We start from the raw sequence: 18512 nt of genomic DNA, 5'->3' as shown, positions 1-18512 counted from the left end.
CCCGGCGGTTTCAACCGCCGTCTTATCTTGCAAAAGTCCTTTTAATTAAATTTTCGGGCTGGCTAGAAGCCCACCCCACAAGAAAAAATAATTTTTGTGGGATGGGCTTCTAGCCCGTCCTAGCTTACGGTTTACTTCCTCTTATTTAATGCCTGCTTCCCAAACCCAAGACACAGCAGTCGATCGCCCTCAGCAACATTCGGGTCATTCTGCAAATAATCTCCCAACCACTCGCAACTGCGAGCAATGATATTATTTAGTTCCAAATTCTCCACAGGCAACAGAATTACAGTCCTATCCCTACTAGCAAAACCCAGAGTTTTGCTGTCAGAACTAAAAGTAACGCTCAACACGCGATCGCTCGATTCCAAAGTCTTAGATAGCAGCGCCTTCTTGCCGTCAAAATCCCATAGCTTAACAGTATTTCCCCCACTCGCCGCCGCAATCAACTTGCCGTCTGGACTAAAACTCACGCTTTCTACGGTATCGCTGTGGTCGAGTTTTTCAGTTAAATTCGCCACCTTTCCATCAAACCCCCACAAGTAAACTTTTTTGTCAGCGCAAGCAGCAGCAATAGTCTTGCCGTCGGGACTGAAACTAACATTTTTAACGCTGTCTTGGTGGTCGAGAGTTTTCAAAGCTTTCGCCGACGAACCGTTAAATTGCCACAGGTAAACTCTCTTTTCTCCGGTAATTTCAAAAGCCTTTTTCTTCCCGCTTGCCTTGTCCTCAGCAGCGGTAGCAGTAGCAATAGTTTTGCCGTCGGGACTGAAGCTAACGCTAATTACTGGATTGCTGTGATCGAGTTTTGCAAACAAAGTTGCTTTAGAACCGTTCCAGCGCCAGAGGTACAATTTGCGATCGGCATTGGCGGCGGCAATTATCTTTCCGTCTGGACTAAAACTCACGCTTCTGACAATGCCGCTGTGGCTGAGAGTATCTAACAGTTTGCCGTTTAAACTCCAGACTTTCACTGTTTTGTCATCGCTCGCCGAAGCAACAGTTTTATCATCAGGGGAAATACTCACCCAGGTAACAGAATCCTTGTGACCTTCTAAGGTTTGTAATAAACTGCCGTCAGCCCGCCAAAGTCTCACGGTTTTGTCCCCGCTAGCAGAAGCAATTGTTTTGCTATCAGCGCTAAAACTGACTTTGTAAACCCAGTCTTCGTGTCCCGATAAAATCTTATTCAGCGGAGTGCTGTCCGGTTTCCAAATTTTCACTATTTTGTCTTTACTTGCGGAAGCAATAGTGCCGTCCCCGCTGAAACTTACGGCCCTTACGTCGTCTTGATGTCCTCGAAAAGTATTGAGCAAAGTGCCGCTGCGACTCCAAACTTTCACCGTATCGTCTGCACTGCCGGTGACAATTTTTTTGCCGTCGCGACTGAAACTCGCACTGACAACTTCATCGTTGTGTCCTTTGAGAGTTCTGATTTCCTCACCGTTTCGGTTCCAAATTTTAGCTGTGGTGTCGGCACTTGCTGAGACGAGTTCTCGGCTGTTTGGACTGAACTTAATGCTGTACACAATGTCAGAATGTTTGGTTAATGTTTTGGGATTAATTGTAAATTTCTGGGTTTTACTTTCTCGGTTCCAAAGTTTGACAGTTTTGTCAACACTTGCTGAGGCTATTGTTTGGCCGTCGGGGCTGAAACTGACGCCCAGCACCCAGTCTTTGTGTCCGGTTAAGGTTTGCAGCAATTTTTTGTTCGCAAGGTTCCAGATTTTGACGGTGTTGTCGTGACTGGCGGAAGCTAGGGTTTTGCCGTCGGGACTGAAACTGACGCTGGTGACGATATCGCGGTGGCCGGATAAAATGCCTATGGCACTTTTGTCGTTATCTACTTGCCAAATTCTAATTGTGCGATCGGCACAACCAGTAGCGATCGTTTTCCCATCGGGACTAAAACTAACACTCGTCACGCTATCTGGGTGATTGAAAGTTTTTAATAACTTACCTTCTTTGCTCCACAATTTAACAGTTTTGTCAGCACTTGCCGAAGCAACTGAATTGCCGTCGGGGCTGACACTCACATCCAAAACAAACTTGCTGTGCTGCTCGAAACGGTTGCGTTCTTGCACCCCGGAAACTGCTTGTCTGAGTCTTTCAGCAATTTGATTTTTAGTGTCCACAGGCAGCGCTGTACTTTTCTGAGAATCACGGCCGATTTTGATACTATTTCCCAACACTCCTAATTGATTTTTTTCATTAGAAAGCACTAAAGCTTCCGACGCCGAATTTAGGGCATCAGTCCGACTTTTTTCTGCTTCTTGCCGCGCGCTTTCTGCTAGTTTCGCTTGCTCGAAGGCCATCGCCGAAACACCTCCGAGTACCAGCACTCCTAGAACCGCCGCCCGCAATTGCCATCTCCGAGTGTGGTAAAGTTGAGCTTCCGCTTCGTGCTGTTTGTCTCGGGCTTGGCGCTGTTTGTCTCTAGCTTCCGACAGCAAAGCGTCTCGCTCTCTGTCTTTGCGAATTTGTTCAATTTCATCTCGGTTAATTTGGTTTTGCTTTCGCAGTTCCTCAAATTCTGCCTTTTTATCTAATTCTTGCTGCTGGCGAATGAAGCTAACTAAATAATCGTGAACGAGCTGATAAAGCTCAGCAGGCAGTTCCGTCCATCGAAAAACTAAACCCGAGTTTACTAACAGTTCTAAGACTAAATCTAATTTGTCAGCTTCGGCAAATGTCGCTAAATTTGAGGCTAATTCGGCGCGGGTTTTGAGGGGACGTATCTCGTCTTCATCTGTTAGAAAATACAAAACTCGGCGCGCTGCAACTTCATTTTCCGGGCCGCAATCTTTGATGACCTCTTCAAGAAACCTTTCGACTAATTTTTGTTGCGGATTGTTGCCGAGTTCCTGATATTGAGTTAAAGTTCTAATGTCCTCTTGTTGCAGTTGAGCGCCGACAAGTTGTAGTTCGATCGGGCGGACTTCTCCCAGTTCTCCAGCTAAATCTTTGACTAATTCTTCGATCAGATCCGGTTCTAAGTAAAACTGCGCTCGTTCAGTTAAAGTGCGAATTACCGATCGCGCATCGACCAGCGAAAAATTTCCTAAATAAAACAGAATATTTTTGCTGAGAATGTCCTCTAAAATATCATTATTAACCAATCCTGTCGGGTTTTTGGGTCGGGAAAATTCTAGCAAATAGTGCAGGTAATCTTCCCGCAAACACAGAACGACTTTTAAATATTTAATTTTCAAGCATCCCCGCAAAAAATTAAAAAATATCTGCCTTTCCGCTGGCTCTTTCCACACGAAAAAAAATTCTTCAAATTGGTCAAATATCAGCACAGTCACTAAATGTTCGGAATTTCTTTGCAGCTCCTTGAGAATATTTTCGTATTCGATCGCCTGTTGTTCTATGATTAATTCTACTGGCTGTGACTGCTCCCTTTGATCCTCATTATTCCCAGTCGAGCCACTGTGAAATCCTGAAATAAGATTTCCCTCGACTGCGCCTGCTTCTACTGGAAAATCTACCGGAGCAGTTTCTGATACTGCTTCGGAAATTTCCGGATCGAATATTTCAGCTTTCCCAGCAGATAACTGTCTGGTCAATTCCCGCGGCCAGTTGTTGTAAACTTGCAGCACTATCGGCAACACAGTCCGCATTTCTATTTTTTTTTGTTTGAGAGCTGGTACTAATCCTCCCGTGACTATTGAACTTTTGCCAACTCCAGACTGACCGTAAATTACTGTCAGTTTGTCGGGGGTATTGTTCATTCTATATATCAAGCGGTTGAGGTCTTGCTCTCTGCCGGAAGCTGTAATTTCGTCAGCAATAGTAGGCGTATCTGCAACAGTTTCGGCGACGGAATTAATCGCTTCTCTGTGCGGCTGCAACTTTCCGGCTCCAATAAAAGCTCGGAACCGATACGTGTGTTCCACCGCTCGATAATCTTGCTTTATTTGAAAGGCTTTGAGATATTCTCCCCGCTGAAAATAGAGCGATCGCAGCATTTCTAAAACCCGCAAATACAGTTGCGGGTTGTAGCACGCTTCGGTTTCCGAGCGAGCAAGCTCTAAATGCGCGATCGCCTCCTGCATCTCGCCCAACTGACTCTGGGCCTCTGCTAAAATTAACAGATACAAGCCTAGATGCTGCGACTTTACAGGGGTTCCCTGTCCCGTCGCTTCTAAATTTGAGTTGAGAACGTCTAGAGCCACTAAAGCCCATTCTTTCGCCCCTTGCCAGTTCTTCTGCTCTAAGGCTACTCTAGCCAAAAAGCCGTAATCTTGAGCCAAATTAACTGCTGAATTTTCCATATTTTCATGTAACCTCCGAGCTTTGATAGCTAAATTCCAGAGTGCATCCCAATCTTCTAAATGCTGCAATACTTCGCCAAGTTGATTGATGAATATACCAACGGCATCCGACCGTCCTGCCCGTTCTAAAACATTAATACATTCCTGAAAATAATTCTTAGCTTCCGTCCAGTAAGGACGGTTGCCGCTGCGGTGTTTTTCTGCTTGGAAGCGGTAGCAAAGACCGATGTGGAATAGCAGAATTCCCTCTAACACCGGTGCTGGGTGAACGGTAAATAACAAATCGCTAAATTGTGTTTTAGACCCAATAAACGCTACTTGATGCTTCCAAAAACTGAGACTTTTTTGATACAATTCAATAGCCGCAGGGATGCGGTGACAAGCATATTCGTGCCGACCGCGAATAAATTGCAAACTCGCTTCAATAGCTGGTTCTAACCTGATGTTGCAAGTTTGCAAGTCTTGGCTAGCCGACTCTAGTTCACTCAAAGAATTGGCTCCGAGAATGGCAGAATTAGTTAAACGCCAATTGCCACTTTCTAAAATATTGGAAAAAATGCGATCGGCACTTTTGCCCAGGAAATCCACCAAGTCGTCGGGGCCGATCACAAATTCAACAGTGGTCGTCCAAGTCTCGATATCTGTTACTAACCGAATCAGTTTTTTTAATATTTTGTCGGTCACCCACAGCACCACCGGGAAGGGAAAATTATTCCGAAATTCTTCCCTCACGTAGTTGGTAGAAGTCAGCAGTCGATCGATCGCACTTACCGATTCCAATCCAAACACCATTAAAGCTGCCGGGTGGCTGCAGGAAAGTTTGGTTTCTATCGTCGTGTAAAGAGTTTTAACAGATGGCGGGAGGACAATTTCTCGAATCTCGATACCAGACTCCTCCCGCAATTGCCGTACAGTTTCCTCTCTCATCGCACTGTAATTGCACCGGGCCAAAATCAGCGAAAATTGCCCCTGAGACATTCTCAGAGCCCGGGAGAGAGTTTGCAGCGAACTTTTGTTTTGCTGTGCTGCGGTGTCTTGCTGGCAGTGCGAATTAATCATAATTAATATTTGAAAAAGTTTCTCAGAATAGGTACTGTCAACTGCCGAAAAAAGGAAGTTCGGCAACGGATTATTTAACGGATGTAACGGATGTAACGGATGGAAGTTCGGCAACGGATTATTTAACGGATGTAACGGATGTAACGGATGTCATACCAATTTAATGTGAAGTTGCACATATCTCGATCCCCCTAAATCCCCCTTAAGAAGGGGGACTTTGATCGGAATCTTGTCCCCCCCTTATTAAGGGGGGCTAGGGGGGATCGGATTCTATGCAGCCTCATAAAAAATTGGTATCACGGATGGAAGTTCGGCAACAGATTATTTAACCGATGTCACGGATGTCACGGATGGAAGGAATCGACCGCAGGGGAAAGTGCAATTAAGAACGTCCTAACCGTTTGGGCGGTTGCTCTAAGTTTACTTTTACCCGTTTTTACGTTTGCAAATTACCGCAAATAATCACATAGTTAAGTTTATTTCTGCCCGTTTTGGCGATTTTATTTCACACGGAACCATCAATTAGTTAAGTTTATTTCTGCCTGCATACTTATTGTTGTAGCGGCTCAAATTAAAGCATACCCGAAAAAATACATACTCTGTTATTCGCATATTCCCAGCAAAATCAACCTAATTTTACTGAAATCTTTACGATCGCTCCAATTGTACCCAGCAAAAGATTCGATCGCCCAACTCCGATTCAGTTATTCGCAGATCCCCGAAATCCGGCAGGCCCGGGTTGACTGGCCCCTCGCCGCACTGAGATAAACTACCGGCGGCGGCTCATCAATTACAGCTTGAAGATTGTTTGTCATAAATTTACTAATCTCCATATCTAAAGTAGCTGTAAAATCAGGTTCATCCCAATCCTCGCTTTCTTCAATGCTGATTGTTGTTGGGGGCCCAATATCAACATCTAGCTCATCGCCAAAATCCGAAACTTTCTTAATTGGATCTATTTTCTGACCGGTATCAGTGGCCAAAGCTTGAGTTGTATTGGCTATTAGTACGAGCGGCAGTGCTACTATGGCACTTATTGTTTGTCGCGCCGTGATTTTCCTCATGGTATCCTCCTGATATAAACCAAACTTTGGTGCTGCTACACATTCAACATCCGCCGCTACTTTAGAGCGCTGTGAGTCGATTTTAGATTTTAGATTTTAGATTTAGTCCACAGATGAATCTGAGAGCTTGAACTAGTGTCTAAAATTGTGGGCTACTTACCACTCCTGCGGTTCGCAAGTATCCGTTTTTGAGCAGAGTCATTAATTAATAGTGACTTGTTTTTCCACAGGATATAACCTTATCTGACTCTTCGCGGCAAGTTTGCTTAACGGAGCATATCCGGTCAACTGTTTGCATTTCTATTTACTACGTGAAAACTCTTAAACAGTCAGGTTTTCCCGTTAAGTAATTCCCCAGGCTTTGCCAATGTTCATCTCAGACTCAAAGCAAAGTGGGTGAGAAGTTCGATCGCACACCAGTTTTCGCACTCCCGCGCTGCCACCAGCAAGCTGATGTGATATACCACAGCCACCGGATATCTGTCAATACTTATATCTTAACATTTCTAAGTTTTTTCATAATTCTCGTTACCAGGAAGAGCCTGGTAACGCAGCTCGGCGAGGCAGAGCCTCCAGCCAAGTCGAGAGGGCTCCTATTTCGTTAAGCCGTGTTCGAGAGCGAAGCGAACCAACTCAGTACGGCTGTTAGTACCCGTCTTGCTAAACAAACGGCTGACGTACTTTTCCACATTGCGGACGCTAGTTTCCAAGCGGCGGGCAATTTCCTTATTCATCAAACCTTGAGCAACCAAATCCAAAACACTTTGTTCTCGCGGAGTCAAATCAATTTTAATCGGCGAAGGACTTTGGGCGATCGAACTCCGCCCACTCAGCAAAGACTCAATTCTCGCCATTTGGCTTGTCAAAGCAGCAATATCTGGACTTTCAGCATTTTCGCTCGTCTCCTTAGCAGCCGCGCGGCGGGCCAGCAAATTGGTTACTATTGCTACTAACTCGTCGGGATCGAAGGGTTTAGAAAGATAAGCATCGCAGCCTGCTTGATAGCCTTGAATGCGATCGCTCGTCATCCCCTTAGCCGTCAAAAACACCACCGGCAAAGCCTTATAGCGAGGATCTTCCCGCACTTGCTTGAGAAACTGATAACCGTCCACCTGGGGCATCATAATGTCTGAAATCACCAAATCCGGATTAGTCTGCTGCAAGAGTTCCCACCCATCCCGAGCATTACTGGCCACCTCAACCGCGAAATCGCTATCTTCCAAATAAGCTTGTACTGCTTCCCGCAAGCCCGGTTCATCATCAACCAATAATAATCGTGCTGACATAGTTGTTACCCTTACGCTTTACCACTATTTTTTAATTTAGCCGCATTTAAGTCTTGTTGTCACTCCATCCATCGAAGGAACTAAAAAAATTGTTGTTCAACTCAAGAGCTTTGAGTTAGGTTTTGATCTAACGATTAAAAACTGATTAAATCTTTAATTCAAAACTCGAAACTCAAAACTCAAAATTATTGTTGAACCCTTCCACTTAAACTTTTGAACGATCGGTCAAAATTTCATAACCAGTTTCTGTCACCAACACAGTATGCTCAAACTGAGCCGACATAGCATTGTCAACGGTTACAGCAGTCCACTTGTCAGAAAGCGTCCGAGTGTACTTAGAACCGGCATTCAGAATTGGTTCGATCGCCAATGTCATGCCCGCTCGCAATTTCACGTTCGGCATTTCCCGCGTGCGGAAATTGAAAACCGAGGGTTCCTCGTGCAAATTTCGCCCGACACCGTGGCCGGTAAACTCCTCAACGACGCTAAAACCGTTGCTTTTGACATGATCTTCGATCGCACCAGCCAGATCGAGCAAATAGGCTCCCGCCTTCACTTGTTCGATGCCTTTGTAGAGAGCTTCTTCTGCGACTCGGATTAATTTTGCCGATTCGGGAGTCACTTCCACAACTGCGATCGTAATGCAAGAATCGCCGTGAAAACCTTGATAATATGCCCCAGTATCTACCTTGAGAACATCTCCTGCCCGAATTACTTTTTTGGCGCTGGGGATGCCGTGAACAACTTCGTTATTAATGCTAGAGCAAATCGATCCCGTGAAACCGTGATAGCCTTTAAAACTGGGAGTTGCACCCATTTCGCGGATGCGTTTTTCGGCATAAGCATCCAAATCAGCCGTAGTCATTCCCGGTTTTACCATTAGGGAAATTTCTTTGAGTACCGTTGCAACGATTTTCCCTGCCTGTCGCATAATTTCGATTTCGCGTTCCGACTTAATTTCAATGCCTCGACGCTGTTTTTTGACTTGGGGTGCTGGAGTTGGACCAGAAAGCAGACTGCTAAAAATATTCATGTATTGATGGCGGGTAATTTTGTACTTTGACGGCAGGTTGAAGCAAAAAAACGGCAAATATCCAGTTTTTTGTGGAAAAACGAATGTCTTGTTCCGAACTGTCGATCGCTTGTCCTTTAAGCTAGCTTAATATTTTTCTCACTAATCGGCACGGGATTGGGGGGTCAACAAAGCGGTTGAAACCGCCGAGTCCGTCTGCTCGGGATTTCCGAGCCTTCCTGTGAGGTTAGCAATTGCGGCAATTAACTTAGTTAGCTCAACTGGTTTAGATAAGTGCATCTGGAAACCAGCTTCCAGCGCTTGCTGGCGCTCTTCCTCTCTGGCGTAGGCCGTCAGGGCGATCGCAGGCATCTTTCCACCCCTGAGCCTTTCCATTTCTCTCACCCGGGCGATCAACTCATAACCGTCTGCTTCCGGCATTCCAATGTCGCTCAGCAGCAGATCCGGCCAATAACTCTCCAGTGCATCTAGAGCCCCGGCCACCGATGCCGCCGATCGCACCATAGCTCCTTCGTCCTCGAGTAAAGCAATCAAAAACTCCCGCGTGTCATCGTCATCATCCACCACCAGCAATTGCAAATTAGCCAGAGTGGGGAGAGTCTCTGTCGCCTCATTGAGCTGCGACCAATCATCCTCTGCACCTCGGGTCTTCCTCTGAGCAATAGGTAGAACCACCGTAAATTTCGCACCCTCGCCCGGATTATTTTCTGCATCCACCTTACCGCCGTGCAGTTCCACCAAGTGACGGACGATCGCCAATCCCAGTCCCAAACCCCCGTAAGACCTAGTTGTGCTGCTATCAGCTTGGCGGAAGCGATCGAAAACATAAGGCAAAAAATCAGGAGCGATACCAATGCCGCTATCAATTATCTGAATTTGAGCCTCATCTCCAACTGACTCTAACCGCACTTCTACTTTACCCTCTTGCGGAGTAAACTTAATCGCATTTGACAGCAAATTCCACACAATTTGCTGCAAGCGATCGAAATCGCCGGTCACTTCACCTACATTTGGACTGCACGTTAATTCTAGGACTATTGATTTTTCCTCAGTCAGCGGCTGCAATGAATCTATTGCCAACTTGATCACAGATTCCAACCGAATCGGATGCATATTTAAATTTATTTTTCCCCGCAGAATCCGCGAAACATCTAAAATATCTTCGATGAGTTGAGCTTGAGATTTAGCATTGCGCTCAATTGTTTCTAGGGCTTTATCAATAGTTTCTTGGTCAAATGTTTTGCAGCGAAGCAGCCTAGACCAGCCGAGAATTGCATTTAAAGGAGTACGGAGTTCGTGAGAAAGAATAGCTAGAAATTCATCCTTCATCTGGTTAGCTCTCTCCGCTTCTTGCCGCGCCACTTGTTCGCGGATTAGTCTGCCGCGTTCTTCCTCTGCTTGCTTGCGGTCTGTGACATCTCTAACCGTGCCCACGTGACCGATCAGTTGTCCAAAATCCGAAAACATTGGCGACGACTGCACGTGAATCCACCGCACAGTTTCGCTACCAGCTAATCGAAACTCGTTAGAATATTCCTGGCTTTCTTTAATCCAAGCTAACCAATCTGCTACTACGCGATCGCGATCTTCTGGATGAACTTCCCGCTGCCAAACCTCTGCCAAACTTTCCTCCAAAGTTAACCCGCAAATCGCTTGACAACGCGGGTTGATGTAAGTACAGCGGCCTTCAACGTCAGCTAAGTAAATTCCCAGTGGTGAACAAGCACACAAAGTGCGAAACCGCTCTTCACTTTTCCTTAGTTCACTATTAACCGCAGCTAACTGTGTTGCTTGCTGCTTCACCTCGACTGTTTTTTGGAACAATTCCACAAATACCTGCACCTTGGAGGTCAATATTTCCGGTTCTAAAGGTTTGAACAGGTAATCCACCGCACCCAGAGAATAACCTTTAAACACGTGGGTGTCATTACTGCTGAATGCTGTGATAAAAATAATCGGAGTCGCTCGCGATCGATCTCTAGAGCGAATCAATGTTGCTGTCTCAAATCCATCCATTCCCGGCATCTGCACATCAAGCAAAATTACCGCAAAATCTTCATTAAGCAGACATCTCAGAGCCTCCGCGCCCGAATTAGCTTGTACTAAATGATAAGACGGGCTGTTGAGAATAGCTTCTAGAGCTATCAAATTTTCTGGGCGATCGTCAACTAAAAGGACATTTACTCGATCGGGGGGCTGCAGAGTCATAATTTTTTTAATCTTTAATTCTTAGCAAATTGACTAAACAGGGAGCGATTTTAGAGAGGGGTAAAATCCAGTCTACTTCAACATTTGCGATCGCCGACGCTGGCATGGCCGGGCATAGAGCTGAAGCCGGTTCCTCCACAAATGTCAATCCTCCCTCAGCTTTAATTTTTGCCAGCCCTTTAGTGCCATCCGAATTAGCTCCCGTTAAAATTATGCCGATAACTTTCTCCCCAAAGGCATCCGCAGCAGACTCAAACAGCACATCGATTGAGGGCCGCGCGTAGCAGACAGGAGCCTCAGTTGATAGTGCAAATTTAGGAGTTCCGCGATTGGGGATTGGGGATTTTGAATTGTGGATTGGCTCCACTGCCACGCTCCCCCCTTCTGTAAAGTCGTTTTCATACAGGCTAAACTCCTCGTCAGAGGGCGATTCTATTAGCAAGTGATAGTCAGCAGGAGCCAAGTAAACCCGTCCAGGTACGATCTCCTCTTTGTCTTGCGCCTCTGTGATTTGGAGAGAGCTTTGCTTTTGTAAAAAATAAGTCAGCCTATTCTGAGAACTCTTATGGCGGTGTTGGACAATAACTACAGGCAAAGGAAAGCTTTGTGGCAAATTTGCCAGCAGCACAGTCAGAGCCTCTAGCCCTCCCAAAGACGTGCCAACAACCACTATTTCAAAATTTTTTTTATTTAACTCTTCGGTAGATTTTCTCACTACTTTCAATTGGTTCATAGTATTTTTCATAAGGTGTAAAAGTCAGAGACTCCTGATGTCCTAGTCCCAAAACTCCAAACATTGTTAGGCTCTCATAAAAAAGCTTGTGTACCCGCTCTTGGAGGTGTGAGTTAAAATAAATCATCACATTACGGCATAAAATAACATTAAACTCATTAAAAGAATTATCCGTTGCTAGGTTGTGGTGAGCAAAGACAATATTATCTTTCAGTGAAGACCGAAAAATCGCATTTTCATAGGCAGCAGTGTAATACTCAGAAAACGCTTTATTGCCCCCCGCTTGGTGGTAGAGTTGCGTATATTCTTTCATTTGTTTCAGCGGGTATATCCCTGTTTTGGCTGTTTTCAAAACTAATTCATTCATGTCCGTAGCGTAAATCCGACAACGGTCATACAGTCCTTCTTCTTGCAGCAAGATTGCCATAGAATAGACTTCTTCTCCCGTTGAACATCCAGCGTGCCAAATCCGAATAAAAGGATAAGTACGCAGTAGCGGCACCACTTTATTTCTGAAACTAATGTAAAAGCTGGGATCGCGAAACATCGCCGTTACATTGACAGAAATGTCCAGCAGTAAACGGTCTAGGTAAGCAGGATTGTGAAGTACCTTTTCCTGAAGTGCCGAGACAGTGGTGAGCCGTTCCGAGCGAATAGTGTTCCAAATACGGCGCTTGAGAGAGGCAAGAGCATAATTGCGAAAATCAAATCCGTAATAGCGAAACATTCCCTCTAGTAGGAGTTGAATTTCGATTGTTTCAAGTTCATGGCTTTCGGGCATTTTTAATTACTAATTGGTTAGGGGGCATTGTTGACTGTTGACTGTTGACTGTTGACTGTTGACTGTTGACTGTTGACTGCTGACTGTTGACTGTTGACTGTTGACTGCTGACTGTTGACTGTTGACAACTAATAACTAACAACTGCCAACAGTCAACTGCCAACTGACAACTGACTTCCATTAGCGATAAAGCCAGACACGCAGCAGCGAGAGCAACTGTTCCGTATCAACAGGTTTGGTAATGTAGTCAGACGCACCAGCTTCGATACATTTTTCCCGATCGCCCTTCATAGCTTTCGCAGTAAGAGCAATCATGGGCAACGAAGCAAATTGAGGCATATTACGAATTGCTTCCATTGTTTCGTAACCGTCCATCTCTGGCATCATCACGTCCATCAACACAATATTTATGTCAGGCGTATTTTGCAATTTAGCAATGCCCTCTCTCCCATTCTCAGCATACTCAATCTTCATTTTATGGCGCTCCAGCATACTCGTGAGGGCGAAAATATTCCGCATATCGTCGTCAACAATCAAGACTGTTTTGCCCGCGAGCGTCGAATCTGTTTGATACAGTTGCTCTAGCATTTGGCGCTTTGGTTCCGGCAAATTTGCTTGGACTCGGTGCAAAAACAAAGCTGTTTCATCTAACAAACGTTCCGGCGAGCGCACATCTTTAACAATGATTGTTTCCGCCATGCGCTTGAGTTGAGTTTCTTCGGATCTTGTCAACTCTTTGCCTGTATAAATAATAATCGGCAGACTTTTCAAAGTAGCCTCTTGCTTGATCTGATCGATCAGTTCAAAACCAGTCATATCTGGTAGTCCCAAATCGAGTACAACGCAGTCAAAATGCCCCGATTTCAAAATTGCTAGCGCCTCTGCACCACTTCCCACAGCCGTTGTAGAAACATCGTGATTGCCGATTAAATCCACAATGCCCAGACGCTGCGTTTCGTCGTCTTCCACGACTAGCAAATTCTTCACTGGCCGCTCCACAAACCCCTTAATATCAGTCAAAGCTTTGCTCAAAGCTTCGCGACTGACAGGCTTTTGTAAGTAGGCGATCGCCCCTAACTGCAAACTGCGCTGCCGCCCTTCTTCAACTGATACAATGTGAACCGGAATGTGGCGCGTAGTTGGGTCGTGCTTCAAGCGATCGAGCACTGTCCAGCCATCCATCACAGGCAAATTTAGATCCAGCATAATCGCAGTTGGCTTGAACTCTCGCGCCATCGCCAAACCGATATCGCTCCGCAAAGCCACCAAACCTTTAAAACCCTGTTCCTGCGCCATATCCAACAGAATCCGAGCGAAGTTTACATCATCTTCAATAATCAAAAGCACGCGATCGTCACTCTCAATATTTTCTCGATCATCAGAGATTAAAGGTGAGGGGTAAGGCGCGATCGGCAAGTGGAAATTCGGCAAAGGAAGTGCGGGAGAATTAGCAGAGGGTAATTGAGGCGTTTGCTTGCCCGTTCCCGATCCCGTATCAGTGATTATTATTCGCGATTCTTGGTAAGTTTGTGGCAGATAAAGCGTGAACCTACTACCCTCACCAGGGCTACTTGTCAATTTAATTTCTCCGCCTAGCAAATTAGCGATTTCTCTACTAATTGACAAACCCAAACCCGTGCCCCCGTATTTGCGGCTAGTGCTACCATCTGCTTGTTGGAAAGCCTCAAAAATAACCCTGTGTTTTTCAGCAGAAATCCCAATCCCGGTATCGCTAACTGAGAAAGCCAAAACAGTAGGGGAACTCCTTAAACTTTCTATCTCTAAACTCCACCCTTCCCGCGCTACTTCGGCACGCAATTTCACCTCACCTCGCTCTGTAAACTTAAACGCATTAGAGAGGAGATTCTTCAAAACTTGTTGCAGCCGTTTAGCATCAGTATAGAGACCTTTTGGCAACCCAGCCTCAAGCTCTATTTTAAAACTCAACTTCTTATCCTGCGCGATTTGGCGGAAAGTCCGATCCAAATGATCTCGCAAGTCCGTAAACAACACTTGCTCAATTTCCACCGACATCGTGCCTGATTCAATCTTAGCGAGATCCAAGATGTCATTAATCAGCCCCAGCAAATCATTTCCCGCCGAGTAAATTGTGCGCGTGTATTCAACTTGCTTCTGAGTCAAATTGCCTTCCGTATTGTCAGAAAGCAATCGAGCCAGAATCAACAGCGAATTTAGCGGAGTTCGCAACTCGTGAGACATATTTGCCAGAAACTCCGACTTATACTTAGAAGTTAGAGCCAACTGTTCGGCTCTTTCTTCCAACAACCCCCTCGCCTGTTCGATATCTCGGTTTTTCCGCTCAACTTCCTTATTTTGCAGCGCTAGCAATTCAGCTTGTTCTTCTAGTTCTTCATTCGTTTGTTGCAACTCTTCCTGCTGACTCTTCAACAGTTCCTCAGATGCGCGGAGTGACTGCGCTTGTTGTTCGAGACGCTTGTTAGTTTCCGTTAGTTCTTTTTGCTGAGTTTGTAACTCTTCTGCCAAAGACTGTGACTGTTTCAGCAACTCTTCCGTCCGCATACTCGCCGCAATTGTATTTAAGACAATGGCGATACTTTCTGTAAGTTGGTCGAGGAATGTCAAGTGTATTTCGCTGAAGCGGCGGAACGAAGCTAACTCGATTACTGCCGTCACTTGTCCCTCAAATAATACGGGTAAAACCACCACATTGAGCGGCGTAGATTCTCCCAGTCCCGAGCAAATTTTAACGTAGTTTTCTGGCACTTCTGTCAACAGTATGCGTTCCTTTTCCAGGGCGCACTGTCCTACCAAACCTTCGCCTAAATTAAATCTATTGCCCAGATGCTTCCGTTCGCGGTATGCGTAGGTACTTAACAGTTTGAGAAACGGATCGTGTTCGACAGCTTCCATCATAAAGAAGACGCCATGCTGAGCAGACACCAGCGGCGTCAATTCTGAGAGAATTAGTTTAGAAACAGTTTCTAAATCCCGCTGACCTTGTAGCATTCGAGTGAACTTAGCAAGGTTTGTTTTCAGCCAATCTTGCTCAGTATTTTTCTGCGTAGTCTCCCGGAGATTCGCGATCATCTGGTTAATGTTGTCCTTAACGATCGCAACTTCTCCTTCCGTGGCGACGGAAATTGACCTCGTTAAATCGCCTCTGGTAACAGCAATTGCCACTTCGGCGATCGCCCGCAACTGAGTAGTCAAATTCGCCGCCAATTCATTCACATTATCCGTCAAATCTCGCCACGTCCCCGCCGCGCCCGGAACCTTCGCCTGGCCGCCCAATTTCCCTTCAATTCCCACCTCCCGCGCCACGGTAGTAACTTGATCGGCAAACGTCGCCAGCGTATCAATCATCTCGTTAATCGTATCTGCCAGAGTCGCAATTTCTCCCTTAGCTTCCAGCATTAATTTGCGCTTCAAATCGCCATTCGCCACCGCCGTCACAACCTTAGCAATACCCCGCACTTGCGCTGTCAAATTCCCCGCCATCGAGTTTACGTTGTCGGTTAAATCTTTCCAAGTTCCCGCAACTCCTTTCACCTCAGCTTGACCGCCCAATTTACCCTCGGTTCCTACCTCCCGCGCCACCCGCGTCACCTCAGAAGCGAAGGAATTAAGCTGATCCACCATCACGTTAATAGTGTCTTTCAACTCCAGAATTTCGCCTTTAACATCTACGGTGATTTTCTTAGACAAATCGCCATTTGCCACCGCTTTCGTCACTTCCGCAATATTCCGCACCTGCGCGGTCAAATTCCCCGCCATCAAGTTTACGTTATCGGTTAAATCTTTCCAAGTTCCCCCTACACCCCGCACGTAAGCTTGCACGCCTAATTTACCTTCCGTTCCCACTTCTCTCGCCACCCGCGTTACTTCTGATGCGAAGGAACTCAACTGATCCACCATGATGTTAATCGTGTTTTTCAGTTCGAGAATTTCACCTTTTACATCTACTGTAATTTTCTTCGACAAGTCGCCATTTGCTACAGCGGTTGTCACTTCGGCAATGTTACGCACTTGTGCTGTTAAATTCCCCGCCATCGAGTTAACTGAATCCGTTAAATCTTTCCAGGTTCCAGCAACTCCTTTAACTTCTGCTTGCACCCCTAATTTCCCTTCGGTTCCCACTTCCCTAGCAACCCTGGTTACTTCCGAAGCAAAGGAATTTAACTGATCCACCATCGTGTTGACGGTGTTCTTCAGTTCAAGAATTTCACCTTTAACATCGACGGTAATTTTCTTAGATAAGTCGCCATTTGCCACAGCAGTCGTAACAGCCGCAATATTCCGTACTTGCTCTGTCAAACTACCCGCCATAAAATTAACTGAATCCGTTAAATCCTTCCAAGTTCCTGCTACGCCTCGGACATCCGCTTGACCGCCGAGTTTACCTTCGGAACCCACTTCTCTCGCCACCCGCGTTACTTCAGATGCGAAGGAATTAAGCTGATCCACCATCACGTTAATGGTGTTTTTCAGTTCTAAAATTTCTCCTTTAACCTGTACCGTAATTTTTTTAGATAAGTCACCGTTAGCAACAGCCGTCGTCACCTCAGCAATGTTGCGGACTTGCGCTGTTAAGTTTCCGGCCATTGAGTTAACTGAATCCGTTAAATCTTTCCAGGTTCCTGCTACTTCCTGCACTTCAGCTTGTACGCCTAATTTTCCTTCATTTCCCACTTCCCTAGCAACCCTGGTTACTTCAGATGCGAAGGAATTTAACTGGTCAACCATCGTGTTGACGGTATTTTTGAGTTCGAGAATTTCCCCTTTAACATCTACGGTAATTTTCTTAGATAAATCGCCCTTTGCCACAGCGGTTGTCACTTCAGCGATGTTCCGCACTTGTGCTGTCAAACTGCCTGCCATGAAGTTAACGCTATCCGTTAAATCCTTCCAAGTTCCTGCAACTCCTTTAACTTCTGCTTGACCGCCGAGTTTGCCTTCGGAACCTACTTCTCTCGCCACCCGCGTTACTTCAGATGCGAAGGAATTTAACTGATCCACCATGATGTTAATAGTGTTTTTTAACTCCAGAATTTCACCTTTAACATCTACAGTAATTTTTTTAGATAAGTCACCATTTGCCACAGCAGTCGTCACGTCGGCAATGTTCCGTACTTGTGCGGTGAGATTGCCGGCCATCGAGTTAACTGAATCCGTTAAATCTTTCCAGGTTCCTGCAACTCCCCGCACTTCAGCTTGCACGCCTAATTTACCTTCCGTTCCCACTTCTCTCGCCACCCGCGTTACTTCTGATGCGAAGGAACTCAACTGATCCACCATGATGTTAATCGTGTTTTTCAGTTCGAGAATTTCACCTTTTACATCTACTGTAATTTTCTTCGACAAGTCGCCATTTGCCACTGCCGTTGTCACTTCGGCAATGTTACGCACTTGTGCTGTTAAATTCCCCGCCATCGAGTTAACTGAATCCGTTAAATCTTTCCAAGTTCCAGCAACTCCTTTAACTTCTGCTTGCACCCCTAATTTCCCTTCGGTTCCCACTTCCCTAGCCACCCGCGTTACTTCCGACGCAAAGGAGCTCAATTGGTCTACCATTGTGTTGACAATTTGCGCTGTTTGGAGGAATTCTCCTTTGAGGGGTCTGTCTTCTATTTCTAAGGCGATAGTTTGCGATAAATCTCCTTTTGCTACGGCCCGAATTACTCTGGCGGTTTCAGAGGTTGGTTGCACTAAATCTGTAATTAGGGTATTGACAGAGTTTACGCTAGCTGCCCATGACCCCTCGGCGCTGCCAATGGTTGCCCGCTGGGCGATTTTGCCTTCTTTACCGACAACTGTGCCGATCCGCTCGAGTTCGGCCGCCATTCTCTCATTGAGATCGATAATGTCGTTAAGTTCGTCAGCAATTTTCCCCGCTAGACCGGTCTGGTCTATGGGCATCCGAACTGAAAAGTCCCCTTTTTTGACTGCCACTAAGGTTCTAAGTAACTGTTTGGCATAATTATTGGAATTGGGGCTGGTTATCTGTGCAGTTGACATGACCGTTACCTTTGACGAGTTTGAAGGGGAAGGGGGAATATTTTTGAGATTATTGATATTATCCAACTAAAGCA

At 45.7% G+C, this 18512-nt stretch carries 9 protein-coding genes; all 9 read right to left on the bottom strand.

All coding sequences use genetic code 11. The features are described from left to right. Positions 1-131: 131 nt before the first annotated feature. The 9 genes from QUA71_RS01490 to QUA71_RS01450 all read right to left on the bottom strand — a co-directional run bounded on the left by QUA71_RS01490 (position 132) and on the right by QUA71_RS01450 (position 18438). Entirely contained in the window at positions 132-5336 is a 5205-nt protein-coding gene (locus tag QUA71_RS01490; protein ID WP_333281343.1) for an nSTAND1 domain-containing NTPase, read from the bottom strand. Between the two features lie 704 nt (positions 5337-6040). Further along, the gene (locus QUA71_RS01485) at positions 6041-6400 is read right to left on the bottom strand and encodes a hypothetical protein (RefSeq protein WP_333281340.1); all 360 of its coding nucleotides are present in this window, start codon (positions 6398-6400) and stop codon (positions 6041-6043) included. A gap of 593 nt (positions 6401-6993) precedes the next feature. Then, a complete protein-coding gene (locus QUA71_RS01480) occupies positions 6994-7686 on the bottom strand; it encodes a response regulator transcription factor (RefSeq protein ID WP_190663224.1) in 693 nt (230 codons plus the stop codon). Positions 7687-7891: 205 nt separating this feature from the next. Then, positions 7892-8719: a type I methionyl aminopeptidase gene (map, locus tag QUA71_RS01475; protein WP_333281336.1), complete on the bottom strand. Its 828-nt coding sequence runs from the start codon at positions 8717-8719 to the stop codon at positions 7892-7894. Positions 8720-8860: 141 nt separating this feature from the next. After that, positions 8861-10927 (bottom strand): response regulator, encoded by a 2067-nt coding sequence (locus tag QUA71_RS01470; RefSeq protein WP_333281333.1) that lies wholly within the window; start codon positions 10925-10927, stop codon positions 8861-8863. A gap of 7 nt (positions 10928-10934) precedes the next feature. Continuing rightward, positions 10935-11660: a chemotaxis protein CheB gene (locus tag QUA71_RS01465; protein WP_333281330.1), complete on the bottom strand. Its 726-nt coding sequence runs from the start codon at positions 11658-11660 to the stop codon at positions 10935-10937. Further along, the gene (locus QUA71_RS01460; RefSeq protein WP_333281327.1) at positions 11614-12441 is read right to left on the bottom strand and encodes a protein-glutamate O-methyltransferase CheR; all 828 of its coding nucleotides are present in this window, start codon (positions 12439-12441) and stop codon (positions 11614-11616) included. The genes QUA71_RS01465 and QUA71_RS01460 overlap by 47 nt, the downstream gene beginning before the upstream one ends. Next, positions 12425-12622 (bottom strand): hypothetical protein, encoded by a 198-nt coding sequence (locus tag QUA71_RS01455; RefSeq protein WP_333281325.1) that lies wholly within the window; start codon positions 12620-12622, stop codon positions 12425-12427. The genes QUA71_RS01460 and QUA71_RS01455 overlap by 17 nt, the downstream gene beginning before the upstream one ends. Beyond that, positions 12622-18438, bottom strand: coding sequence for a HAMP domain-containing protein (locus QUA71_RS01450; protein ID WP_333281322.1), 5817 nt, complete (start codon positions 18436-18438; stop codon positions 12622-12624). The genes QUA71_RS01455 and QUA71_RS01450 overlap by 1 nt, the downstream gene beginning before the upstream one ends. Between the last annotated feature and the right edge of the window lie 74 nt (positions 18439-18512).

Source organism: Microcoleus sp. MON1_C5, assembly GCF_036701875.1.
Lineage (GTDB): Bacteria > Cyanobacteriota > Cyanobacteriia > Cyanobacteriales > Microcoleaceae > Microcoleus.
This window is presented reverse-complemented; position numbering and strand designations above follow the sequence as displayed.